This is a genomic window from Pseudomonas sp. B21-040, from assembly GCF_024748695.1.
In the GTDB taxonomy this organism is placed as follows: Bacteria; Pseudomonadota; Gammaproteobacteria; order Pseudomonadales; family Pseudomonadaceae; genus Aquipseudomonas.
The window spans coordinates 1,608,928-1,634,106 of record NZ_CP087176.1 but is presented as its reverse complement, the minus strand read 5'-3'; the positions used below and the strand labels follow the sequence as shown (position 1 = coordinate 1,634,106).

Here is a 25,179-nt window from a genome sequence, read left to right as displayed (position 1 = left end):
TGAGGGCGTCGCTATCATAGAGCCTCAGCGGATACCGGCCAACAGACTGCGGGCGGTCTGGCGAAGTGGCTCGTCGCCGTCCTTGAGCAATTCATTCAGCAGCGCGATGGCGTTGTCGTGATCACCATCGTCAATGCAGGTCTGGGCCTGCTCGAGTTTACCGGCGTTGCTCGGCTCCAGCGGCGCAAGGCTCAGCGGTTCATGTTGCAATGACTGACTGACGTCGCTGAATTCATCGAGAAAATCGACAGCCTGCAACGGCAAATCAGGTACCGGGTCCCACTCCAGCTCGGGTTCCGGCAGCAATGACGCGTCGGGCAATGGGTGCACGTCGGGCGTCGAACTGTCGAAGGGACTGACGAGATCCCAACTGGAATCCATCGACAAATCATCCAGGTTCAACTGGAAACCGTCGTTGGGTGAGGCTTGCTCAGGGGCGACGACCGGTGCCGCGACCGCAGGTACCGCACTGTTCAGTTTCGGGTGACGGGTGCGGATGTCCTGAAGTTTTTGTCGGTCAAACCCGGCTTGTCGCAGGCTGTTTTCCTGTGCCTCATAGGCGGGCACATCACCTTGTTTACCGAGCACCTCCAGCAGTTGCACGGCCAGGTCCGAGCGTTGAGGCTCTTTGCTCAGCGCCTCTCGCAACAAGGCTGCGGCTTCGGAAAAACGACCATAGGTCAGGTAGATGCCGACACCTTCCAGCACATCGCCTGCTGACGTTGCTTCACGGTGATCGGTGGCCGGTTTAAGCATGGCGGTGTGTGCCAATGGTTGTGCTGGACGATCGTGTACCGGCTCCTGCGGTGACGGCAAATCGGTGAAAGCCTCGGGCAACACCAGAACTTGCTGGCGTCGATGACGAACGAACCACCCCAGCAGTGCCAACGCCACCAGCGCCAGCAATCCAATGATCAACTGCCAGTGGGTCGCTCCCTGCTCCTCGACAACGACGGGTGTGGGCGCGACAGGCACTGGCGTCACGGGCTCGGCGGCCGCGTGAGTGACTTCAGCCAATCGGGTTTGCAATTCGGTCACCTGTTTTTTCTGACCGGTGATCTGCTCGTTCTGCGCTTGAAGCTTTGAATTCAACTCGTCGACAGTGGTTTGCAGCTGCTGGTTGTGCAGCACGCTGGCGGCCAGTTGTTCGGCAACAACGGGATCATTCACGGGGACGGTGGCAGGTTGCACCGCTACCGGCACTGCGGCGGATGTCTTCACCGGGTTTGATGGCGCGCTGGGTTTGACGACGGGGAAGGCAGAAGACTGAGGCGTGGTGACCGGCTCATCCGCGACGGGTTCGACACCCGGAGTACCTGGTGGATCAATCAGTACCGTGTACTCACGCAGCACGCGCCCGTTGGGCTGATTGAGCTGCACCACAAAATTCAGGAAAGGTTCGCTGACCGCTTTGCTGGAGGTGACCCGGATCAGGCTTCGATTGCCCCGCAGGATCGGGGTGAACTTCAGGGTGTTGAGGAAGAACAACCGCTCCACGCCAGCGCGACTGAATTCATCTGCCGTCGCCAGACTGACAGACAACTCGCCCTCCTCCAGCCCGCCGACATCCACCAGGGCGATGTCGGCACTCAATGGCTGATTCAGCGCGGAGTGAAGCGTGATATCCCCCAAGCCCAGCGCGGGCGCCAATGCCGAGTAAGTGATCGCACCACCGACCAGAAACAACCTGGCGCCACACCGTAAAACCAATGGCCAACTCTCAAGCATGAGCATCCCTTAGATAACAGAACCAACCTATGCGTGTTCGCACATCCGTTACGAACACGATATTGCGTAGTAGTTCTTTATAGTCTGCCCAGCGGGGGTATCTCAAAAGTCTGGCGAGGGGTTATGCGTCAAGATTTTTCCAGGTTGGCCAGAATGTGCCCGTGAACCCGCATGCAGACCTTTAGATCGGCCTCGTCGACGCCTGCGAACAGCTCTTGGCGCAGTTGGGTGGCAATGGTTTCAATTTGTTCGATCAGGGGAAGGGCCGGCGCGCAGAGAGCGATTTTTTTCGCCCGGCGGTCTTCCAGCACCGCTTGGCGCTGCACCAGTCCCTGGGTTTCCAGGCTGTCGAGCAATCGGGCCAGGGTCGGCCCTTCAACACCGACGCTTTGCGCCAGTTCACGCTGGGTGGGGGCTTGTTCGAAGCGTGCCAGGTGCAGCAGCACTAGCCAGCGAGCCTGGGACAATCCCAGCCCCGCCAGTCGACGGTCCAATTCGGCACGCCAGCCTCGCGACATCTGGGCCAATTGCATGCCAAAGCGGTGTTGATCGGTTAACGGCATAAAACACTCATGATTAGACTGAAGTAATAAAAACTAATTATTAGCCAGCTAAGCATGCCCCTTGGCTTGAGGCAAGGCTCGGTCTGTAGTGAATCGTTACATCAACCTACAAAACCGCTTAAACCTCAAACTCCGATTGCAGGGCCGCACGCACGCAATACAAAACCCCTTCTGGCACTCGCCCGGCAAACAGCGCGGCAATCTCCGAAACCGCCGGCAACTCACCTTCGCCGTCGAGGAAGGCATCCTGGACTTCGCCCATCAGCTCTTCAGGCAAATCCAGCGCCTGCTCCAGCGACAACTGTTGCTTGCCGATGGCCTCGGCGAGCATGGTGTAGACGTTCTTCTCCGAACACTGCAACTGACCGGCGATTTGCAGCGGCGTCATGCCGGCTCGGGCCAGGGTGATCAGTTCGTGGCGCACGTCGGCCACGACTTTCGGCGCTTCGACCTGACCGCCGAGCACTTCGAGGAACGCTTCGCCGTAACGCTCCAGCTTGCGTGCACCGACGCCGCTGACCGTGGCCATTTCCGAGAGTGAGGTGGGCTGGCTGCGGAGCATTTCCAACAATGTCGAATCGGGGAAAATGACATACGGCGGCACGCCATGTTCTTCGGCGAGTTTGCGGCGCAGAGCGCGCAAGGCTTCCCACTGCTCGCGCTCTTCGCCCCGGACCAGTTGGCTCGCCTGGCTCTTGCTGCTTTTGGCGGTGGTTTGCGGCTTGAGGTCGCGGCGCAGTTCCAGGGTCACTTCGCCCTTGAGCAGCGGCCGGCAGGTGTCGCTCAGGCGCAGGCCACCGTAGCCTTCGAGGTCGATGTCGGCCAGGCCACGGGCAACCAGCTGTCGGAACAGCGACCGCCACTCACTCTCGCCCATTGCCTTGCCAACACCAAACACTGACAGATGCTGATGACCAAAGCTGCGGACCTTTTCGTTGTCCTTGCCCAGCAACACGTCCACCAGGTGCCCGACGCCATAACGCTGGCCGGTGCGATAAATCGCCGACAGCGCCTGACGCGCAGGTTCAGTGGCGTCCCAGGTCTGCACGCCATCGACACAGTTGTCGCAATGGCCGCATGGTTCGGGCATGTCTTCATCGAAGTAGGCCAGCAACGTCTGGCGACGGCAGCGGGTTTCTTCGCACAGCGAGAGCATGGCGTCGAGCTTGTGCTGCTCCAGACGCTTGTGGCGCTCATCGCCTTCGGAGTTTTGCAGCATTTGCTTGAGCATCACCACGTCTTGCAGGCCGTACGCCATCCAGGCATCCGCCGGCAGACCGTCACGACCGCCGCGACCGGTTTCCTGGTAATAGGCCTCAAGGGACTTCGGCAAATCGAGGTGAGCGACAAACCGCACGTTGGGCTTGTCGATGCCCATGCCGAACGCCACGGTGGCGACCATGATCAGGCCTTCCTCGTTGAGGAAGCGTTTCTGGTGATGGGCCCGGGTTTCGTTGGGCAAACCTGCGTGATACGGCAGCGCCGGGAAACCTTGTTCGCTGAGGAACACCGCCACTTCGTCGACCTTTTTGCGCGACAGGCAGTAAACAATGCCGGCATCGCTGCGCCGCTCGGCCAGGAACGCCAGCAACTGCTTGCGCGGCTGCTCCTTGGGCACGATGCGGTAGAAGATGTTTGGACGGTCGAAACTCGACAGAAAACGTTCCGCATTGTGCAAGTGCAGGCGATCGACGATTTCTTCGCGGGTACGTTTATCGGCGGTGGCCGTCAGGGCGATACGCGGGACGTTCGGGAACAATTCCGCCAATTGGCCCAGTTGCAGGTATTCACGGCGGAAGTCGTGACCCCACTGCGATACACAGTGCGCTTCGTCGATGGCGAACAGGGCAATTTCAAGGCTTTGCAGGAACGCCAGCATGCGCGGCTGGACCAGACGCTCGGGCGCCAGGTAGAGCATTTTCACTTCGCCACGCTTGATGCGGGCCGCCAGGTCGCGCTGTTGTTCAGCGCTCAGCGTGGAGTTCAATGCAGCCGCCGCGACACCCAGCTCTTCGAGGGTGGCGACCTGGTCGTCCATCAGTGCGATCAGCGGCGAAACCACCACCGCCAGGCCTTCACGCAGCAGTGCCGGGACCTGGAAACACAAGGATTTGCCGCCACCGGTAGGCATCAGTACCAGGGCGTCGCCGCCACTGGCCACGCGCTCAATGATTGCACCCTGACGGCCACGAAAACTGTCGTAGCCGAAGATGTCCTTGAGGACGCGTTGAGCCTGTTCGAGCATAAAAACTCCAAAAATCACAAAAACATCCCTGCAAGGCTGGTTCAGAACCACGCACGCTGCACCGACAAATCGTAAGGGCGCGTTGCATGACGCTTCACATTTCAGCCGGGACGCCAGCAGGGCATCACAAAACGCGCGAGTATACCCGAGGCCTCCCTCGCACAGGGCACCGCTGATAAGACACATGAAGCAAATCCAATGAAGAACCCTGTGGGAGCGAGCTTGCTCGCGATGGCGGTGGGCCAGTCAACATTGATTTTGAATGTGGCACCGCTTTCGCGAGCAGGCTCACTCCTACAGGGATTGCGGGGTTGCCTGTTCTTACGAGGGTGCAAATATGCCGCGCGGCTGGCCTGAGCGCTCAAGAAGGCCTAGAATTCCCGCATCGAACATTCCCCAAGGTAGCCCTTTAATGTCCTTCGCTGAGCAACTAACCCGTTTGCAAGTCTTCCTCGACGCCGACGAACTGCATGACGAGGCGCTGGACTATGTGGCCGCTCACGGCTACCTCACCGCGCTGTCGATCTGTTCCGAAACCGTTCCTGACCGTGAGTGGATCGACGCCCTCTTCGCCGAAGAACCGCATTACAGCAGCGAAGCGCAGCGCGAAGAGATCGAAGCCACACTGATCGGCCTCAAGGCTCACATTGCCCGCCAACTGGCGTCCGATGAAGAATTCGAACTGCCATGCGACCTGGACCTGGGCGAAGAGCCGGATGATTCCGACCTGCGCGGCTGGTGCATCGGTTTCATGGAAGGTGTGTTCCTGCGCGAAGCAGCCTGGTTCGAAAGTGCCGAAGACGAAGTCAGCGAAATGCTGCTGCCGATCATGGTCGGCTCGGGCCTGTTCGACGAACAGCCAGAGTTCGAAGACATCGCCAAGGATGCCAACCTGATGGACGACATGATCGTTCAGATCCCGGAAGCCCTGACTGCGCTGTACCTGCTGTGCAACGCACCAGACGAAAAACCGGCGATCCTCAAGCCACGTCACCACTAAGGTCTTGCCTATGGACAACCCCATAGGCAACCGCCCCCTGATGTTGCGCTATGTGCTGCTGGCCATCGGCTGGCTGAGCGTAGCGCTGGGGGTGATCGGGATTTTCCTGCCAGTTTTGCCCACCACCCCCTTCCTGTTGCTGGCCGCCGCGTGCTTCGCCCGCAGTTCGCCGCGTTTTTATCAGTGGCTGGTGGAGCATCCACGGCTCGGCCCGTGGATTCGCGACTATCTCGACGGCAACGGCATCCCGCTCAAGGGCAAGGTCTACGCCATCGGGCTGATGTGGGCGAGCATCCTGTTCTCCTGCTATCTGGTGCCCCTGCCGTGGGCGCGCGGGTTCATGCTGACCAGCGCCGTGCTCGTCACGATTTATATCCTGCGACAGAAGACCTTGCACAAGCTATGAGAGGCTTCAGCCCGAGGCAACCGTCACAACTCCGCCGGTGACCGCTCGTCTAAAACCAGCCGTAACCTGTCAGATTTGACAGTAGCCAGGATCCCCCTCCCAGACCATAAATAACTCCGTCGCCCATTCCTTCGACCGGAGTTATCACCATGCTCATCCAACCGCCGAGAGACGTTGCACCCCTGGCGCTGCGCGAACCGGAAATCCCCGGCCGTACCGAGCCGCAACTTCCGTCCGGGGAATGGGGTATTAACCGAGCCGCCGCGCTCGACAACTTTCCCGACAAGGGTTTGAAAGTTCATCTTCCCGACTGGGCGAACATGAGCAAAGGCGACAAGGTTGAACTCTTGCTCAATGGCAACGTAGTGGATCAACACACACTCTCCGAAGACACCGAAGTGGGCCAACGCGTTACGTTGTGGATCGCGCCGGGTCGCCTGCAAACCGGTACTTATTCACTCGCCTACCGCGTGACTCGTCTCAGCCAGGCCCCCGAAACCTCTACGCCCGCCACCAAGCTCTACATCAAACTCGAATTGCCTGGCGGTCAGGATCTGAACCCGGAACCGGGAGCCCACTCCGAGCTGTTCATGTACATCGACCCGGCACTGATCGCCGACGGTGTGGACAAGGACGTCGCCAAGGACGGCGTGGACATCACCATCCAGGCCAAACCCGGTAGTCCCGAAAAATCGCCCTACCCGAATGTCTTCGAGGGCGACGTGATCACGCTCAGTTGGGGCGGCATCATGGTGCTGTCCGACCCGGTCACCCAAGAGCAGGTCGATGACCCGGCCAACAATCCCATTGTGATCCACGTGACCGAAGCGGTGATTCTTGACGCCGCGGATTCAGGGCCCGATGGTCTGGCCGTGACGTTCCTGATCCATGACAAGGTGAACAACGTCGCCGAAGACTGGTGTGAAGAAACCCGCATCATGGTCGACACCGGCAACTCACGGCTGGAGGCGCCGATTCTCGAGCAGGCTAATGGCAGCGTACTCAATCTGGACAGCCTCGGCGACGAGGACCTCGACCTGCAGGTTTGGGCCGCCTCCCCCGTCGATTTCATGCTCGACGATGTCATCATCATGCACGTCAAGGGCACCACCCTTGAGGGTGAGCAGGTCCATGCCAGTGTTCGCCAACCCATCGAGAAGAATCCACCCGTCGTAGTCGATGTTTTCCTGCCCAACAGCGCCGCACGCAAGCTGGCCAAGACCCAGGCGATATTTTCCTATGAGCTGGAGCGTGGCGGCTCGGTCATCCAGCGCTCGAAGGGCCGGTTCATCAACATCATCGGTGAACCCAGACGTCTGGCGGCGCCCAGCGCCGAAGATGCACTGAACGGCAGCATCGACCCCGACCTGCCGAGCACCCGGGTACAGATCCCCTTCGACGAAATCTTCGAAGAAGGCATGGCAATCGAATTGAAATGGCTCGGTACCCGACCTGACCTGAGCACCTATGACCCAGAGTTGGACTGGCACCAAATCAGCCATGGCGACGTCGACGCCAAGGAAGATTTTTTCATCACCGTGGAGGGCCGGCACCTCAAGACCCTGGAAGGTGGCACGCTGGACCTTTCGTACAACCTGCTGAGCGACGAGGACGGCGAGATTGTCCGCCGAGCGTCACGGCATGCGGCGTTGCTGAATGTCGGCGAAGCGCAATTGGAACTGGTCAAGCCGATCGTCCTCGGTGAAGCAGACGGCATCCTGGAACCCAACGAGCTTTCTAACGGCATCAGCAAGGTGACCTGCCCCAACCCGGTCTCCAATCCGAGCAAGGCCAAGGACGTGGTGACCTGGCAGTTACGGGACGCCGCAGGCGCGCTGATCGCAGAAGACTCAAAAACGCTCAATGCACTGAGCGCCGGCAAGGACGTGGATTTCCCCCTCAACGCAGCGTTTGTGCAGCAACACTTCGAAGCGCGACGTCATGAAAAACTGAGTGTCAGTTACAACATCCTGCGTTTTGAAACAGGCAGGACCAGTTATTCAAACCCATTGACGTTCCTCATTGGAGGGATTGGGCTTGATCTGACCACATTTGACAATGGAAACTGGAACGAGTGGGCAAGAGGGGAAGCAACTCATCCATCGGACTGGTCGATCATCCTAGTGGACGGTAATTCGGTTGCCAGAAACTATACCTACAGCAACGACTCTGCCGGCACTGTCCTGCAGAAACAATTTTTGAACCTGCAAGCAAACAGCTCTTATTCATTTACGATCAATTACCGCAGACTTGTTGAATCCCAAGCTGTCCCATCGATTTCGCTAAGCGCAAATGGAGTACAGATTGCCGGGCCTGTTATGGTCGACAGTCTGACCTGGAAATCGCTTTCGGGAACGTTCGTTGCCTCGTCTCCGGAAACGACATTGACCATAGTCAGTCATGTAGCATCAGGACAGGGCAACGATTACGTAATTGACGATATCGAAGTAAAAATAATCTAGACCGCTATCGGTAAAAAGAAAATCCGCCACCTTACTTCAAGGATGGCGGATTTTTTCGTTGAACTTACGTCCCCTGGCCCACTGACACCGATTTAAATCAGATCCCGAACCGCGTCAGGCACGTTTCACACGGATCAGCCTTCGCCAACCGTTCGTCGAAAAGCCAGCCTAACCTGTTACTTCTGACAGTAGCCAGATCCACTTTCAAGGTTCCAAATCCTCCTCATTACCTTCGTAACGAAATAGCCGAACGTATTGGGAAAGGAATTGACCATGACCTCTTACACCCGCTACCTGCCTCTCGTTGTCGCGCCGCGTGCCGGTCTCCTGGCCCTGCATCCTCTGTTCGTCACCGGCATGACCAGGCCGATAGTGGGGGGTGATGGCGGCATCAGCATTGCCGTAGTCAACGACCATGCCCAAGGGGCGCTGTTTGTCATTGACCCATGGGTTTCCATGCTGGAAGGCGACACGATTGACGTTTTCCTCGATGCGCAAATCGTGTACCACCACGTAGTGACGGCAACGGAGGTCGATCAGCGCCTGTTCTTCTACGTTGAGGCTGTGCGATTCGTACCCGGCTGGATCGAGCAGTGTTATTACCTGTTACTTCGCAAAGGTGAAACAGCGCCCGATGATCCTTCGGTAGCGCTGCGACTGCGGGTCAAGCTTGACCGCCCCGCAGGCCCCGACAGGGAGCCACACAAACCGGGGCATTCGGAGCTCAAGATCGTCCAGTTGCCCGAAGAGGTCATCAGGCAGGGGGTTGATGCCGAGTGGGCGGCCAAGGGTGTGCCGATGACCCTCCAGCCCTACCCCAACATCGCCTTGCGCGACACGGTACAGGTGAAGTGGGGCAGCGTTTTTCTCAAGCCTCTGGTGCTCACACAAGCGCATGTCGACGGCACGCAGCCCATTGTGATCACTGCCGACCAGGGCGAAATCCTGGCGGGTGGTGACAGCGCGGCCCTACTGATTCAGTACGAGGTGTACGACGAAGTCTGGAATTATTCGGAAAAATGGTCGATCCCCACCACGGTCAACGTCGATGCCGGAGCCTGGCGCCTGGAACAACCCATCATCAAGGAATCGGTCAATGGCGTTATCGACCTCAAGGGATTGAACCAGCAAGACGTCACGGTGCAGATCCATGTCCGCACCGAGGATTTCGAACTCGGCGATACGATCACGATGACCTGGATAGGCACGCCACAAATCGGCAAGCCGTTGATCCACACCCAATCGCGCGACATTACCAACGTACCGAGCATCCTCGAACTGAAAGTGCCTTACGAAGAAGTCCGCGCCATTGCCATGGGCTCGGCCGATGCCTCGTATGTGCTGACCAAGAAAAACGGTGGCCCCCCGCTCTCCTCCAAACGTACCTTTGCCGATGTGATCGGAGACGTGTACGCGCATCCCGCACCGACCATTCGCGAAGTGGTGGGTGAGGTCCTTGAGCCGGACGTGATGTATGCCACCGTGGACATTTCGTACCTTGGCATGACCGACGGTGACGTCATCGAACTGATGTGGGACGGTTCCTTGTCCAGCGGAGCGCCGTATTTACATACGGAGCAACATACCGTCAGCAGAAATGAAGCCGCAGACAAGCTCATAACGATCTACATACTCGACGAGCACATCAGTGTGCTTGCCAATGGCCGCCTCACGCTTTGGTATCGCGTGTCCAATGACAATGCTGCGTACGGCGTGAGCGAGTCCGAGCGCTTGCTGGTGAAAGTGCAGGCGATTGCTGCGACATTACCCGCGCCGCAAGTACCGGAAGCGCCAGACGGAGTGCTTGATCCGTCAAAAGTATTCGACAAGGTTACGGTGCGGATCGACTACACAGGAACGGTGAAGGACGACTTTCTGACTTACTACTGGACCGCTATCAGTTCGGCCATCAGTACCAGCGACTGGCTTCCCATCACCACCGTCTCGGCGGGTAAACCGGTCAATTTCCGTGTCGATGCAAGCTACGTCACGCCAAGCATCGGCCAATACGTCAAGATCCGCTACACCCTCAAACATGCCAGCACCCAACTGCTGAGTTATTCCGCTACGTTGAACCTGCAAATCGGACAACGGGTGGGAGATCTTCCCCCACCAGAAGTGGTTCAAGCGGCCAATGGCAGTCTTGATCCCATGGTCGCAACCAACGGTGTCGACGTGATCGTCAAGTACGACAACATGGATCCGGCCCTGGACACCATTGCCCTGAAATGGCGTGGAACCCCGGGGCCAGGGACCTCCGACGACCTGGAACTGCCGGCGCATGCCAGTGGTCAGGTGCAATTCCGTCTCCCGGCCACGCTTATCGGTCCCAATATCGGCAAATCTGTTGCGGTGAGCTACGACGTCAAGCGCTACAACTTCTGGAACACATCCGAACTGCTGACGCTGAATGTGCTGAGGTTTCAGAATCCAGAAACTCAACTGCCACGCCCCGAGGTGCCACAGGCTATTGCAGGCGTCCTTGATCTGATGGCGTTCTCTGGCAACCCCGATGTCGTTGTACAAAAGTGGCCGTTCATTGCCCTTGGGCAACGCCTCTGGCTGCGATTGGAAGGCAAGACAATCGCCGGAGCGGATTACCGCATCGTGTTACTCGATGGCGTACTTGTCACGGCCGGGCAAGTCAGCAACGGGCTCAAGGAAATCCTGTCACGCACCGAGCTGCTGAAACTGGCGCATGCATCGGCGGCGACTGTCTTGTGCAAAGTGGCATTCGACGGTGCCAACGATGAATCGAGCGCCATCGCGTTTCCGTTGTTGCCGTTAACTGTCCGGACCCGCTATGACTACGTCACCCCAGTCATTACCCAAGTCAGTGATTCACGAGGCGAGGTTGCCGAGGGCGGCTTGACCTTCGATAAGGAAGTGACACTCAAAGGAACGGCAACGCGAGGTGAAAAAGTCGAGCTTTACGATGGTTCCACATCATTAGGATCTGCTGACGTTGGCACCAATGGCACGTGGGAAAGATTACTGACCAATTTGACGGTGAAGAATTATCACATCACCGCCCACGCTCTTTATGATGCCGATCCCGTGTCCAGCCTGCTTCGGGCCTTTACGGTAGAAGCGGCGATCACCCCGACGATTGACTCTGTCAAAGACTCCAAGGGAGCAGACGTCCCACTCAACGGCGCCACCTTCGATACCAGTGTCACCGTCACCGGCAAGGCGAGCCCTGACCAGGCCGTGCAGTTGTATGACGGCAGCACACCGATCGCTCCCGTCACACCGGTTGATAGCAATGGCGACTGGAGTAAGACATTTACCGGCCTGAGCGTCGCGGCGCACACGATCAAGGCAAAAGCGCGGTACGGTACGGAACCCGAATCCACTGCTCGCACCTTCACCGTCTTGCAAACGGTGACGCCAACCATCACGGGGGTCAGCGACACCAAGGGAGAAGTACCACCCAACGGCACCACCTTCGACACCAGCGTGATCGTCTCCGGCAAGGCGAGCCCTGACCAGACCGTGCAGTTGTATGACGGCAGCACACCGATCACTCCCGTCACACCGGTTGATAGCAATGGCAACTGGAGCAAGACATTTACCGACCTGAGCACCGCGTCGCACACGATCAAGGCAAAAGCGCTGTACGGTACGGAACCCGAATCCACTGCTCGCACCTTCACCGTCTTGCAAACGGTGACGCCAACCATCACGGGGGTCAGCGATTCCAAGGGAGAAGTACCACCCAACGGCACCACCTTCGACACCAGCGTGACTGTCTCCGGCAACGCGAGCCCTAACCAGGCCGTGCAGTTGTATGACGGCAGCACACCGTTCCCCTCTGTCACACAGGTCAATGGCAATGGCGACTGGAGTCAATTACTCCCCGGCCTGAGCGTCGCGGCGCACACGATCAAGGCAAAAGCGCGGTACGGCACACTGCCGGAGTCTACTGTTCGGGCGTTCACCGTCGCCGTGGCATCGGCGCCGACAATTGTCTTCGTCAAGGACTCCAAGGGAGCAGAAGTCCTGCACAACGGCACCACCTTCGACACCAGCGTGATCGTCTCCGGCAAGGCGAACGCCAATCAGACCCTGCAGCTGCATAACGGCAATACACCGATAGGCCCTGTCACATCGGTCAGTGGCAATGGCGACTGGAGTCAAGCACTCCCCAACCTGAGCGTCGCGTCGTACATGATCAAGGCAAAAGCGCTGTACGGCACGCAGCCGGAATCGGCGGTTCGGGCGTTCACCGTCGCCGTGGAATCGGCGCCGACGATTGCCTTCGTCAGGGACTCCATGGGGGCAGATGTCCAGCACAACGGCACCACCTTCGACACCAGCGTGATCGTCTCCGGCAAGGCGAGCCCCAACCAGACCCTGCGGCTGTATGACGGCAGCACACCGACCCCCTCTGTCACACAGGTCAATGGCAATGGCGACTGGAGTCAACCAATCAGCGGCTTGAGCGTCGCGTCGCACACGATCAAGGCAAAAGCGCTGTATGGCACACAGCCGGAATCCACAGGTCGCACCTTTACCGTTTACCAAACGGTGACGCCAACCATCACAGGGGCCACCGATTCCAAGGGAGAAGTACCACCCAACGGCACCACCTTCGACACCAGCGTGAGGGTCTCCGGCAGGGCGAGCCCCAACCAGGCCCTGCGGTTGTATGACGGCAGCACACCGACCCCCTCTGTCACACAGGTCAATGGTAATGGCGACTGGAGTCAGCCACTTACCGGCCTGAGTGTCGCGGCGCATACGATCAAGGCAAAAGCGCTGTATGGCACACAGCCGGAATCCACAGGTCGCACCTTTACCGTCTTGCAAACGGCGACGCCAACCATCACGGGTGTCAGCGATTCCAAGGGAATAGTAGTCATACCCAATGGCACCACCTTCGACACCAGCGTGACCGTCTCCGGCAAGGCTAACGCCAATCTGTCCCTGCAGCTGTATGACAACGGCACACCGAAAGGTCCTGTCACATCGGTCAATGGTAATGGCGACTGGAGTCAGACACTTACCGGCCTGAGTGTCGCGGCGCATACGATCAAGGCAAAAGCGCTGTATGGCACACAGCCGGAATCGGCGGGGCGCGCCTTTACCGTCGCAGCTCATACCGCCCCAACACTAAACTCGGTGAGAGATGCCAGCAGCGAAGTGCAAAACGGCGGACAGACAACAAGCAGCACGGTCACCCTGCAGGGCACCGTGACGCCCGGCCACCAGGTGCAGATTTTCGACAATGGCGTCGGAAAACACACAGTAACCGCTGTCGGAGCGAACTGGACCACGTCACTTACCGTGGTCCTGGGTAGTCACGCGGTGAAGGCGAAAGCAGTCACCACCGGGCAGGATTCAAATACTCGCAGCTTTACCGTGATTTCACCGACACCCCCCTTGAACTTCAACACAAGCCCCGTGACGTTGAGCGGCAAGATTTACCTGTTGCGAGACTATCCCGCTGTGCTTCCCGCCTTCGGCCCGGGAACCTCGGTGCATCATCAAGCCACCGGTGGACAACCGGGATACCTCTACACCTCCAGTAATCCTGCGGTGGCTGCCGTTGACACCACCGGACTGGTGACCGTCAGAGGGCGTGGCACCGCCAGCATTACGGCCAGAGACGCGGCTAATCAATCCTTGAGTTACACGGTGACCGTTACGGGGGTAATCCACTGCTTGGGATTGGGGAAACCCACCTGGGCGAATGCCAACTCGCAGGCCTCCCAACAAGGCGCGCGGATCCCCAGCTATGGCGAGCTGATCGAAATTCATCAGGCCTACGGTGCGCTCTGGCCAATGGGCAATGACCTTTATTGGTCGACAGACCCCAGCAATGCGTGGTGGCCAATTCCAGCAAGAAAAACCTTTAATCTTGTAACAGGAGCAAACGCTGCCGCGCCACAAATCAACGCCGCCCTGGGGGTCGCAATCCAATAGTCGCAGAGCTACAACCGCACCGCACAACCCTAACCATCCAGCAGGATAGAAACCCGCCCCCCCGTTTAGACGAGAGGGCGGTTTTTTTTCATTTCAGGTTACTGCCTCCCCTCAACGAAGGTTCCAAAACCACCCCGACCTCCCCCACAAAACCCTCGATTCAAAAAGCGCCGCAACCCGACGATCTACCTCACCTTTCAAAAAACACCGCCTAGACTTCAGGCATCTGCACGCGAGCAGCCAGACATGTCCCGTCGTCCGCGAAGTCCAGGATGGTCAACGCTCCGACTTCGGCTCGGCGGGTGGCTACTGCTGGCCAGTTTTCTGCTGGCGGGGCTGGGCACAGTCCTGGCCGACTGGGACTTTACGCAGATCCTGCAAACCGCCGAAAAGCGCTATGGCCCCCTCGGCCCGGCCCAGGGAAGAATCGAGGCCTGGAGTCAAATGCTCAAAAGCGAACAGCAGCAGCCCGAGCGCGAGCAACTGAACGCGGTCAATCGGTTCTTCAATCAGCAGCTGAATTTTCAGGACGACACGCGCATCTGGCGTCAGACCGATTACTGGGCCACGCCAGTAGAGTCGCTGATCAAGGGTGCCGGCGACTGTGAAGACTACGCGCTGGCGAAATATTTCAGCCTGCGCTACCTCGGGATTCCCAGCGAAAAACTGCGCATTACTTACGTCAAGGCGCTGGCCCAGAATCAGGCGCACATGGTGTTGACCTTCTACAGCACCCCAACGGCCGAACCGCTGGTGCTGGACAACCTGATCAGCGAAATCCGCCCCGCGTCCCAGCGCAAAGACCTGTTGCCGGTGTACGCCTTCAACGCCGAAGGCCTGTACTTGCCGGGGGCCAATGGCGGTAAACGCAGCGGCGACACTAAAAAACTGTCGCGCTGGCAAGACGTGTTGAAAAAGATGCAAGCCGAAGGATTCGCCGTAGGCGAAGGCTAGCCGTCACAGCAAGGAGCGATTTATGTCACTGCGCAAACAGTTGTTTCTCGCCATTTGCCTGTTCCTGCTGGTGGCCTTCAGTGGCAGTTTTTTTGTCAGCCTGGAAAGCTCCCGCGAACAAACACTCAGCCAGTTGCGCTCCCACGCCCAGGACGCCGCCACCGCGCTGGGTTTGTCGCTGACCGCACAAATCGACGACCCGGCCATGACCGAACTGATGGTCAGTTCGATTTTCGACAGCGGCTATTTCCGCAGCATTCGCGTGGTCAACATCGTCGATGAAAAGGTGTTGGTGGAGCGCAATGCCTCCGCAAAAATCGACGGCGTTCCGCGCTGGTTTGTCCGCCTCGTCAACCTGAGCCCGGAAGGGGGCGACGCGCTGATCATGCGTGGCTGGGAACAGGTAGCGCGGGTCGAAGTGTTGAGCAATCCGCAGTTCGCCCTGGCCAAACTCTGGGACAGTACGCTCGGCAGTCTGATCTGGCTGCTGCTCTGTGGATTGCTCAGTGCGGTGTTCGGTGGCTGGTTGTTACGCCGGCAATTGCGCCCGCTCGACAAAATGGTCAAACAGGCCGAAGCCATCAGCAAACGCGAGTTCCTGAGCCTGCCGAAACTGCCACGCACACCGGAATTGCGGCGCGTGGTGCTGGCGATGAACCAGATGGTCGAGAAACTCAAGGCGCTGTTCGCCGAAGAAGCCACCCGCAGTGAAAAACTGCGGGCCGAGTCCTATCAGGACAGCCTCACGGGCCTCGCCAATCGCCGTTTGCTGGATGAACAATTGGCCGATCAGCTGCTGATCAGCGAACAGAGCAGCGCCGGCCATTTACTGATGTTGCGGGTCAACGACCTGATCGGCCTCAACCAGCGCCTGGGTGGTCAACGCACCGATGCATTGATCAGCGCTGTCGGCGAACTGCTCAAGCGTCTGACGCATTTGCCGGAACGTCGCACCTGGTTGGCGGCACGCAATCGCGGCGGGGAGTTCAGCCTGCTGACGCCGGGCCTGGATGGCGCCGACGCCGAACGCCTGGCCTCGGAAATCAGTGCGACCCTGGAAAACCTGCGCCTGACCGGCGCCAGCGATTGCATGCCGGTGGCGCATTTGGGCATCGTCCCCTACCACCCCGGCGAACCGGCCAGCGACGTGCTGCTGCGCCTCGACCAAGCACTGACGCAAGCCCGGCAACATCCCGAGCGGCCGTGGGTCCATCTGGCCGACACCGACACCGCGAACAACCACTCCCAGCATGACTGGCGCAGTTGGATCGACGACGCCCTGACCCACGGCAAACTGCAACTGTACTTCCAACCTGTCGTGCAATGCGCCGACACCAGCCAGGTGCTGCACCACAAAGTCCTCGCGCGTCTGCTCGACCCGCAGGGCGAGGCGATTGCGGCCGGGCATTTCCTGCCGTGGATCGAGCGTCTCGGCTGGTCCGCGCGGTTCGACCTGACGATGCTCGAAGCAACCCTCGACTATCTTGTCGTCAACCGCTGGCCCCTGGCGTTGAGCCTGTCCGGTAGCACCCTGCGTGACCCGGCGCAGCTGCGACAAATCATCGACCTGCTTGATTCACTGCCGGAACTGGCACCCCTGCTGACCCTGGAGATCGACGAACGCCAATTACCGCCGCCGGAAGAGTTGCAGCGCCTGAGCCATAGCCTGCTCGATACCGGCTACCGCATCGGCTTGCAGCACTTTGGTGGCAGCTTCAGCCAGATCGGCAACCTGACGCAGCTCGGGTTGGCGTATTTGAAAATCGATGGCGCGTACCTCCGCAGCATTGATGTGCAGCCTGACAAGCGGCTGTTTATCGATGCGATTTATCGGGCGACCAACAGCATTGATCTGCCATTGATTGCGGAGATGGTGGAGACGCAGGGGGAGTTGGAGGTGATTCGGGAACTGGGGTTGTTTGGGGTGATGGGGCGGTTGATCGGGCCGCCGGAGCCGATGTGAGTGGTATGACCGCTCGTCTTAAATCTGTGTGTACCTGTCAGATCTGACAGTAGCCGGCTGCTCCGGACCGGGTGTCTGATACCCATCAGCCCATCCTATCCTTCAGGAGTTACCCCATGACCAGCGTTCAAGCCGACGCTTTCGATAACACGGTTTTGGTGCTCTATGCCCCCAGAGTGCCCGAAGCCACCGAGCCGGTCGTGGGCGCAGATGTTGGCGTACCCCTGCGTATTTATGACCTGGCCCCCATGGGCGCTACTGTTTTGGTTGACCCCTACCTGGGTCAAGAACCGGGCGATACCGTCTCCCTCAATCTGAACGGTCAGCCCGGCATCGACAGTCAACTCACTCAGGCCGAGGACGACACCGTCACCCTCTACATTCCGAAAAAGTTGCTATTCGCCGACATCATCAATCGCCTGACCTATACCGTCACGCGCAGCAGCCAGAACATGGGCACTTCCGAGCCACCGCTGGAGCTACTGTACAACGCCATTCGGCCCGGCAATCAGGACACGGATCCCGGCGAGGATGGCCACTCCCGGCTGGAGCTGATTTTGCCGGATGCCATTAAAAATGGTGTCGGCCCGGACTTTCCCGCAACGGGCGCTCAAGTGTGCGTCTCCTACCCGTTTTGCCGGGCCCACGACCTCATCCGCCTGAACTGCAATGGCCACGATGTGTTTCACAAGGTCACGGAACTGCAAGCGCCCAGTCCCGGTTCCGACGAGCCTGTCACCGTGTGTTTCACTGTGAGCCGCGCCGATCTGGAGACTGCCAGGGACCATCCGCAATTCAAGTTTTCCTACACGGTCACCGACCAGCTCGGTAATGGGCCCGATACCGATTCCCCCTGGTCGGCGACGCAGATCGTGGATGTGGACCTGGCCGGCAGCCGCTTGCCGATGCCCATCCTGCGGGAAATCCAGAGCGACGCGGCAGACGACCCCAGCCTCATCGACCTGGAAAAACTGGGCAAGAATCCGCTGCTGCTGATTGTGCTGACCAACGATCCGCGCTTCCTGCCCGGCGATACTCTCAGTGCGACCTACACCGCCAAAGTCACCGGCCAGCCAGACGTGGTGGTGACGGCAAATGGCGTCGTCGACGCGGACGAGTTCGGGCAGAAAAAACCTTGCGTGTTGCAAGTGCCCAACGACAGCGTCATTGCCGGCAGCCTGGTGACGGCAACGTATCAGTTGTTCAGAAACGGCACGCCGATCGGCACCTCCCGAGTGGCCTCGGCCCGGGTCATCGGCGAAGGCTTGCCGGACCTGTTCGCGCCAAGGCTGCAGAAATCCGTCAATGCCGTGCTCGATCCGCTGGACGTCGCCAACCTGCAAGGCGCCAACGGCCAGGTTGAAGTGCTTGGCCACCGCGTGGGCGACACAGTCCAGCTCATTGTGGAGGGCGCCCCCGGTGCGGGCTCTCCCACCTTCACCGCCCAGCCTCTGAACGCCAATAGCCGCGCCAACTTCCCGCTGGACAAGGCGTTCGTTGCGGCGAACATGGGTAAACCGGTCAAGCTCAGTTACCTGCTGTTTCGTGACGGCAAGTCCTATGTGTCGCCAGTGTTGAACGCGTCCATTGGCCGGATCCCGGATAGCCATCCCGGTTTACCGACACCGCACGTCGACGGTTCACCGGGTACGACACTGGATGTGAGCAAACTGCAGGCCACGGATCAGCTCCGGGTGGCTGAGTGGCCCCATCAGGTGCTGGGGCAAAATGTCTGGTTGCGGTATGACGGATTCGATATGAATGGCGCCCCGGTTTACTTCGACGACCGCACTGGCGAGCCCCATGGCACGCTTCCCGGGTTGGGTCGGCCAGTGCCGCTTGATTGGTTGAAAACACTGAAGGATGGCAGTGCGCTGACGATCAGTTTCAGGGTGAATTTTGAGGGTGTTGCCGACAATGCAACAGCAGTGTCATTTCCGTCACGCGGGTACATCGTTAAATCCGCTGTCCTGATCATCGACCCATCCGACATGATTCTGGACGGCTTCGCAGTTCATGCCGATGTCACCTGGACATTTTCTGGCTTAGACGCACCGAACAATACCGCTACTCGCATTCCAACGGGGGGAACCCCTCCTTACACCTATACCTCCGACAACCCAACGATTGCATTAGTCATGGATGGCAAGGTGGTTGGGACGGGCAATGGCCGCACAACGATACGGATCACGGACAACAGCGGTATTACCGCCAATTTCCAGGTGCAAGTATCCAATGTGTATCGATTGATCGTTAGTCCCAAAAAAATGAACCATGCCGAAGGCACCGCCTGGGCAGCGAGCCACGGCCAAATTGTCGATTTCCAGGATGTCAGCCTAAGAGAGATCCTGTTAACCGATATCTACAGAAAATGGCCAAAAACATCCGAATACCTGGATAACACTGGGGCTAATACAATCCGAATCGCTCGCATTCCGGTACCGGCACAAGGTAATCAAGATTCGCACCTGTCGATTAGGTACAACACAAACGAACGACCCGTTTGGTACTTTCATTCAACTCCACTCCCCTACACCGTCACCACATGGGTGTTGAAGCAATAACCCCTCTGCATGGCGTTATGGATATTGGGCAAATAAAAACGAAATGTTTAAAAGACACCTCAAGACACTCTCTCAGGCTACACATCCTTGCGCCGCTGCCTACGACTGCGCCAGAATCCGCCGGCTTGTGCGCTTTGTCCCTGATCTTTATCGTTTCCGCATCGCTGCCAATCAGCGATCGGGTTTAGCGACCCGGACTATTCAAAGTGCATCAGTGCTCCAGACTTTGTTGCAGACTTTTGACGTCGGCAATAACGTTATGGTGGCTGTATGCGGGAGACCTTCGGGTCTACCGGGTACCTTTGACCGGTTCGCTAACCTGCATACAGTCGCCACCCTTACGTGTTTAGCGACAGGTTCTGGTGGTCTTGTTTTTCAAAGGAGCTTCACCCTGTTCAAAATCACACCCAACCCGCCCGAAACCGACGACGTCTCCCCCTACGAAACCACCGATTCCAAAAAGCTCAACACCGCCGCCGATCGCGCCCTCGACTACTATCTCAAACCGGTCATTCCCAAAGACACCCCGCGTAAACCCAGCACGATCTACTTCTTCGGCTCCGACACCGATCACGAAACCCTGCTGGTCAACGCCTGTGAGACGTTGGCCTCAGCGAGCGTGATGTTGAGTGATTTCGCGGGACAACTGAACGGTACACAGCGCCACACCCTGCTCGGCATTCAAAACTCCGTCATGTTGGGCGAACTGGCGGTGAACCGGATGCTCGACAACGTCGACCCACAGGGCTGACGCGGATCTACAGTCAAACGCGTATCTGTGAGGTGTTTGATCGGGCCGCTTCGCGGGCATGCTCCGGGCGTCGATCCGACGATAGCGATTTCACCGACGAAAAAATCCCGCCACTCCTCACACAGAAGTGGCGGGTTTTGTCGTTTCAAACTCTGTGGCATCGGCCCGTAGAGCGATACGGGATCGTTCATCGAGCCGATTGTTGGAGCAACCGTTCGTCTTAAACCTGCCAAGACCTGTCAGATTTGACAGTAGGCAGAACGCCTGAATCACACCATAAATGACGTTGTCGCTCATTCCTCCGGCAGGAGTTTTCGCAATGCTCATTCAACCGTTGAAAAACCTCGCCCCCCTGGCGCTGCTCACCCCGGAGATTCCCGGCGCTATCGAGCCCCAGGCACCCGCTGATGAATGGGGCATCAACCTCGCGGCGGCGGTGGGCAACTTTCCTGACAAGGGCCTGAAAGTCCAGATTCCCATCTGGTCGAGCAAGAGCCTGGGCGACAAAGTCGAGCTGCTGCTCAACAACAATGTGGTGGACCAACACACCATCAGTGACCCCGTCGAACTCCGCGAGCGCACCACGCTGTTCGTCGCCCCCGGCCGCCTGCAAACGGGCAACTGGGCACTGGCCTACCGCGTAACGCGGTTGTCGCAGCAGCCCGAACTGTTTGCGCCACCGCTCAAACTCTACGTCAAATTCGAACTGCCCGGCGGCCAGGACACAGACCCGGATTTTGGTCATTCCGGGTTATACATGGCCTTTTTCCCGCCGGAGGTCGTTCAGGACGGCGTCGACAAGGACAGCGCAAAAAACGGCGTGGATGTCATCGTCCAGGCCAAACCCGGTAGCGGCACTGACCGGCCCTACGAAAATATCGCGGTGGGCGACGTGATCACGGTGAGCTGGGGCGGCCAACTGGTGCTGTCCACGCCAGTCACCCAGGCGCAAATCGACGCGCCCCTGACCAATCCGGTCAAGGTTCACATTGATGAAGCCACGATCCTGGCCGCCGGGGACTCCGGCACCGAAGGCCTGGCCGTGACCTTTATGGTCCGCGACCGGGTGCACAACCAGGCTGAGGACTGGTGCAAGGAAACACGCATCGTCGTCGACACCGGTAACTCGCTGCTGGACGCGCCCATTCTCGAGCAGGCTGACGGCAACATGCTCGACCTTGACACGCTGGGCGAGGAGAAGCTGCTGCTCCATGTCTGGGCGGCATCAGCCGAGTTCAATCAAAACGACGTCATTATCATGAGCCTCAAGGGCACTACGGTTGACGGTGATCCCATCAACATCACTGTGCGCCAAGCCATCGAGAAGAAACCACCGACCGTGGTCGAAGTGTTGCTCGACAACGCGGGCGCCCGTGCGCTGGCAAAAACCCAAGGGGTGTTTTCCTACGTACCGGAGCGTTCCGGCACGATCGTCAATCGCTCCAAGGGCCGCTTCATCAACATCATCGGTGAAGCCAAACGCCTGGCCGCGCCCATCGCTCTGGACGCAACGAGTGGAGCACTCGATCCCGATCTGGCCGGCACCCGCATTCGCATTCCTCATGACCCGCTGATCACCGCCGAGAATGGGATAGAACTCAAATGGTTCGGCACCCGGCAGGACCTCACCACGTACGACCCCGAACTGGAGTGGTTCGTCCCCAGCACGGATGAAGCCAATGACCCCGATGGTTTCGTCATCGTTGTCGAGGGCAAGCACCTCAAGACCCTCGACGGCGGCACCCTGGATCTTTCTTACAACCTGCTCAGCGATGACAACGGCACCATCGTCCGTCGTGGTTCACAGCATGCGGCGCTGTTGAACGTGGGTGAAGCGCAATTCGAACTGGTCAAACCGATTGTTCTCGGTGAAGTGGATGGCGCGCTAGAGCCCGACGAACTGCCCGGAGGCATCGGAAAACTGACCGCGCCGAGGCCGATCGCGACCCCGACCGTGTCCGGAGACGTCGTGACTTACACCTGGCTCGGGGAGGTGACCGGCAAGAAAGAGGACTCGATTACCCTCAATGCGCTCTCCAAGGACAGGGACGTGAACTTCGCCCTCAACGTTCAGTTCGTGACCGACCACATCGAACCCAATCGTGGGAAGAAGATAACGGCGAGCTACCGGATCTTGCGGAACGTGACAGGAAAATACAGTTATTCGAATCTGTTGGAGTTCATTGTCGGTGAAGCGGTGAGCCTGGATCCTCCGACCATTGACTCGGTGAAAGGCTCGCCCAGTAACGACGAGATCGCCGACGGCAGCAACACCGTCGAGACCATCGTGGTGCTGACCGGTACGGCCAGTAAAGGTCAGAAAGTCGATGTACTCGACGGCACCGTGTCCAAAGATCAGCCCATCGCCGATCCGACAACGGGCATCTGGACCCTGACCGTCAGCGGCCTGGCGGTGGCGGAGCACAGTTTTACCGCGAAGGCACTTTACGGTTCGGGCCAGGTTTCAGCAGCGCGCACCCTCACGGTGGTCGCGGTTGTAGCCCCGACCATTACCACGGTGAAAGGCTCGCCCAGCAACGACGAGATTCCAGAAGGCAGCAACACCGTCGAGACCATCGTGGTGCTGACCGGTACGGCCAGTAAAGGTCAGAAAGTCGATGTACTCGACGGCACCGTGTCCAAAGATCAGCCCATCGCCGATCCGACAACGGGCATCTGGACCCTGACCGTCAGCGGCCTGGCGGTGGCGGCGCACAGTTTTACCGCGAAGGCACTTTACGGTTCGGGCCAGGTTTCAGCAGCGCGAACCCTCACGGTGGTCGCGGTTGTAGCCCCGATCATTACCACGGTGAAAGGCTCGCCCAGTAACGACGAGATTCCAGAAGGCAGCAACACCGTCGAGACCATCGTGGTGCTGACCGGTACGGCCAGTAAAGGTCAGAAAGTCGATGTACTCGACGGCACCGTGTCCAAAGATCAGCCCATCGCCGATCCGACAACGGGCATCTGGACCCTGACCGTCGCGGGTCTGGCGGTGGCGGCGCACCGTTTTACCGCGAAGGCACTTTACGGTTCGGGCCAGGTTTCGGCGGAGCGCACCCTCACGGTGGTCGCGGTTGTAGCCCCGACCATTACCACGGTGAAAGGCTCGCCCAGTAACGACGAGATCGCCGACGGCAGCAACACCGTCGAGACCAGCGTGGTGCTGACCGGTACGGCCAGTAAAGGTCAGAAAGTCGATGTACTCGACGGCACCGTGTCCAAAGATCAGCCCATCGCCGATCCGACAACGGGCATCTGGACCCTGACCGTCAGCGGCCTGGCGGTGGCGGAGCACCGTTTTACCGCCAAGGCGCTTTACGGCTCGGGCCAGGTTTCGGCGGAGCGCACCCTCACGGTGGTCGCGGTTGTAGCCCCGACCATTACCACGGTGAAAGGCTCGCCCAGTAACGACGAGATCGCCGACGGCAGCAACACCGTCGAGACCAGCGTGGTGCTGACCGGTACGGCCAGTAAAGGTCAGAAAGTCGATGTACTCGACGGCACCGTGTCCAAAGATCAGCCCATCGCCGATCCGACAACGGGCATCTGGACCCTGACCGTCAGCGGCCTGGCGGTGGCGGAGCACCGTTTTACCGCCAAGGCGCTTTACGGCACGGGCCAGGTTTCGGCGGAGCGCACCCTTACCGTTGTCGCTGTGATAGTCCCGACGCTCACCAACGTGCAAGACGATAGCGGCAAGGAGATTCCAGAGGCGGGAACCACGACCAGCACCACCTTGAAACTCAAAGGCAAGGCAAGCAACGACCAGCAAGTCGAGATTTTTGAGGGTGATGATCCAGGTGCAGTCTCCAAAGGGAAAGTAACCGCCCATCCAACCACCGGCGACTGGGAACTCATCATCAGCGTAGCGGTCGGTGCACGTCGCTTGTACGCGCTATCGCTTTATCACAGCGCACCAACCTATTCGAATGTGCGTACCTTGACTGTGGCGTCCGGGCTAATTGTTGATACTTCTCCACTCGCGCTATCCGGGCTGAACTTCTCAATCAAAGACTCAGGCCTGCCCTGGGTTCTCTCAGGAATAGACCCCGTTGGTACCACTGCAAATCGGGCAGCTTCGGGTGGCGCTCCTCCCTTCACTTACACATCATCTGATGCTCAAATTGCCTCGGTTGATGGCAATGGAGTAGTTCGTAGCCTGGAGAACGGCTCGACTAAAATCACAGTCAGCGATACAACCGGCCAATCCGCTTCATTTGATGTGACGGTTACAAATGTCAAGAGACTGTATCGCAGTGCCACGTATATGCAGATCAGTGGAGTCGCAACCTGGTTTCAATCCGTATCAGGTGCTAGTCCCATTGACCGCATTCAGCATCTCCGGGTGCTGGATAAATTTAGTACCACTATATACGACGACGACCCCGACGATTTTGGCTTTTACTGGTGCGCAGCCCCCATTTTTACGCAGAAAGCTGTATTGATAAGAGATTTTTCTGGTTGGTACGTAGAGACTGGTAATCATGGATGGAACATTTTTGCAGTCTGTATCCGTTAGACGTTGCGGTGAATCTGGCGTTGGCAACGACAAAGGGGACGTATTTATTTATCCGTCCTGCACCCGCTCCGTGACCTGAGACAACATTAAATA

12 protein-coding genes are annotated in these 25,179 nt (G+C 58.6%); 9 read left to right on the top strand and 3 right to left on the bottom strand.

The window, feature by feature from the left end; translation table 11 throughout:
- Positions 1-24: 24 nt before the first annotated feature.
- From LOY55_RS07310 to recQ, 3 genes are all read right to left on the bottom strand, one after another.
- Complete coding sequence (locus LOY55_RS07310; RefSeq protein WP_223522562.1) at positions 25-1,728, bottom strand: FimV/HubP family polar landmark protein; 1,704 nt, start codon at positions 1,726-1,728, stop codon at positions 25-27.
- Positions 1,729-1,856: 128 nt separating this feature from the next.
- Positions 1,857-2,291, bottom strand: coding sequence for a MarR family transcriptional regulator (locus LOY55_RS07305; protein ID WP_046032763.1), 435 nt, complete (start codon positions 2,289-2,291; stop codon positions 1,857-1,859).
- 118 nt (positions 2,292-2,409) lie between these two features.
- The gene (gene recQ, locus LOY55_RS07300; protein ID WP_109786372.1) at positions 2,410-4,536 is read right to left on the bottom strand and encodes a DNA helicase RecQ; all 2,127 of its coding nucleotides are present in this window, start codon (positions 4,534-4,536) and stop codon (positions 2,410-2,412) included.
- 412 nt (positions 4,537-4,948) lie between these two features.
- Between recQ and LOY55_RS07295 the strand changes: the two genes are divergently transcribed.
- The 9 genes from LOY55_RS07295 (at position 4,949) to LOY55_RS07255 (ending at position 25,086) form a co-directional block, all read left to right on the top strand.
- A complete protein-coding gene (locus tag LOY55_RS07295) occupies positions 4,949-5,536 on the top strand; it encodes a YecA family protein (protein WP_046032761.1) in 588 nt (195 codons plus the stop codon).
- A 10-nt stretch (positions 5,537-5,546) separates the two neighbouring features.
- Positions 5,547-5,942, top strand: a complete 396-nt coding sequence (locus LOY55_RS07290) for a YbaN family protein (RefSeq protein WP_109786371.1) — start codon at positions 5,547-5,549, stop codon at positions 5,940-5,942.
- Between the two features lie 149 nt (positions 5,943-6,091).
- Entirely contained in the window at positions 6,092-8,404 is a 2,313-nt protein-coding gene (locus LOY55_RS07285) for a hypothetical protein (protein ID WP_223522561.1), read from the top strand.
- 273 nt (positions 8,405-8,677) lie between these two features.
- On the top strand, positions 8,678-14,332 hold the full coding sequence (locus LOY55_RS07280) for an Ig-like domain repeat protein (protein ID WP_223522560.1): 5,655 nt from the start codon (positions 8,678-8,680) through the stop codon (positions 14,330-14,332).
- 246 nt (positions 14,333-14,578) lie between these two features.
- Positions 14,579-15,286: a cysteine protease LapG gene (gene lapG / locus LOY55_RS07275; RefSeq protein WP_109786367.1), complete on the top strand. Its 708-nt coding sequence runs from the start codon at positions 14,579-14,581 to the stop codon at positions 15,284-15,286.
- Positions 15,287-15,308: 22 nt separating this feature from the next.
- On the top strand, positions 15,309-17,249 hold the full coding sequence (gene lapD / locus LOY55_RS07270; RefSeq protein ID WP_223522559.1) for a cyclic di-GMP receptor LapD: 1,941 nt from the start codon (positions 15,309-15,311) through the stop codon (positions 17,247-17,249).
- A 116-nt stretch (positions 17,250-17,365) separates the two neighbouring features.
- Positions 17,366-19,813, top strand: a complete 2,448-nt coding sequence (locus LOY55_RS07265; RefSeq protein WP_223522558.1) for a hypothetical protein — start codon at positions 17,366-17,368, stop codon at positions 19,811-19,813.
- Between the two features lie 391 nt (positions 19,814-20,204).
- Positions 20,205-20,564, top strand: a complete 360-nt coding sequence (locus LOY55_RS07260) for a DUF6124 family protein (RefSeq protein WP_223522603.1) — start codon at positions 20,205-20,207, stop codon at positions 20,562-20,564.
- A 319-nt stretch (positions 20,565-20,883) separates the two neighbouring features.
- Entirely contained in the window at positions 20,884-25,086 is a 4,203-nt protein-coding gene (locus LOY55_RS07255) for a hypothetical protein (RefSeq protein ID WP_258667838.1), read from the top strand.
- Positions 25,087-25,179 lie beyond the last annotated feature (93 nt).

Excerpts from the sequence above, each read along its gene's own strand:
- LOY55_RS07310 (WP_223522562.1), bottom strand. The coding sequence starts at position 1,728 with ATGCTTGAGAGTTGGCCATTGGTTTTACGGTGTGGCGCCAGGTTGTTT.
- LOY55_RS07305 (WP_046032763.1), bottom strand. The coding sequence starts at position 2,291 with ATGCCGTTAACCGATCAACACCGCTTTGGCATGCAATTGGCCCAGATG.
- recQ (WP_109786372.1), bottom strand. The coding sequence starts at position 4,536 with ATGCTCGAACAGGCTCAACGCGTCCTCAAGGACATCTTCGGCTACGAC.
- LOY55_RS07295 (WP_046032761.1), top strand. The coding sequence starts at position 4,949 with ATGTCCTTCGCTGAGCAACTAACCCGTTTGCAAGTCTTCCTCGACGCC.
- LOY55_RS07290 (WP_109786371.1), top strand. The coding sequence starts at position 5,547 with ATGGACAACCCCATAGGCAACCGCCCCCTGATGTTGCGCTATGTGCTG.
- LOY55_RS07285 (WP_223522561.1), top strand. The coding sequence starts at position 6,092 with ATGCTCATCCAACCGCCGAGAGACGTTGCACCCCTGGCGCTGCGCGAA.
- LOY55_RS07280 (WP_223522560.1), top strand. The coding sequence starts at position 8,678 with ATGACCTCTTACACCCGCTACCTGCCTCTCGTTGTCGCGCCGCGTGCC.
- lapG (WP_109786367.1), top strand. The coding sequence starts at position 14,579 with ATGTCCCGTCGTCCGCGAAGTCCAGGATGGTCAACGCTCCGACTTCGG.
- lapD (WP_223522559.1), top strand. The coding sequence starts at position 15,309 with ATGTCACTGCGCAAACAGTTGTTTCTCGCCATTTGCCTGTTCCTGCTG.
- LOY55_RS07265 (WP_223522558.1), top strand. The coding sequence starts at position 17,366 with ATGACCAGCGTTCAAGCCGACGCTTTCGATAACACGGTTTTGGTGCTC.
- LOY55_RS07255 (WP_258667838.1), top strand. The coding sequence starts at position 20,884 with ATGCTCATTCAACCGTTGAAAAACCTCGCCCCCCTGGCGCTGCTCACC.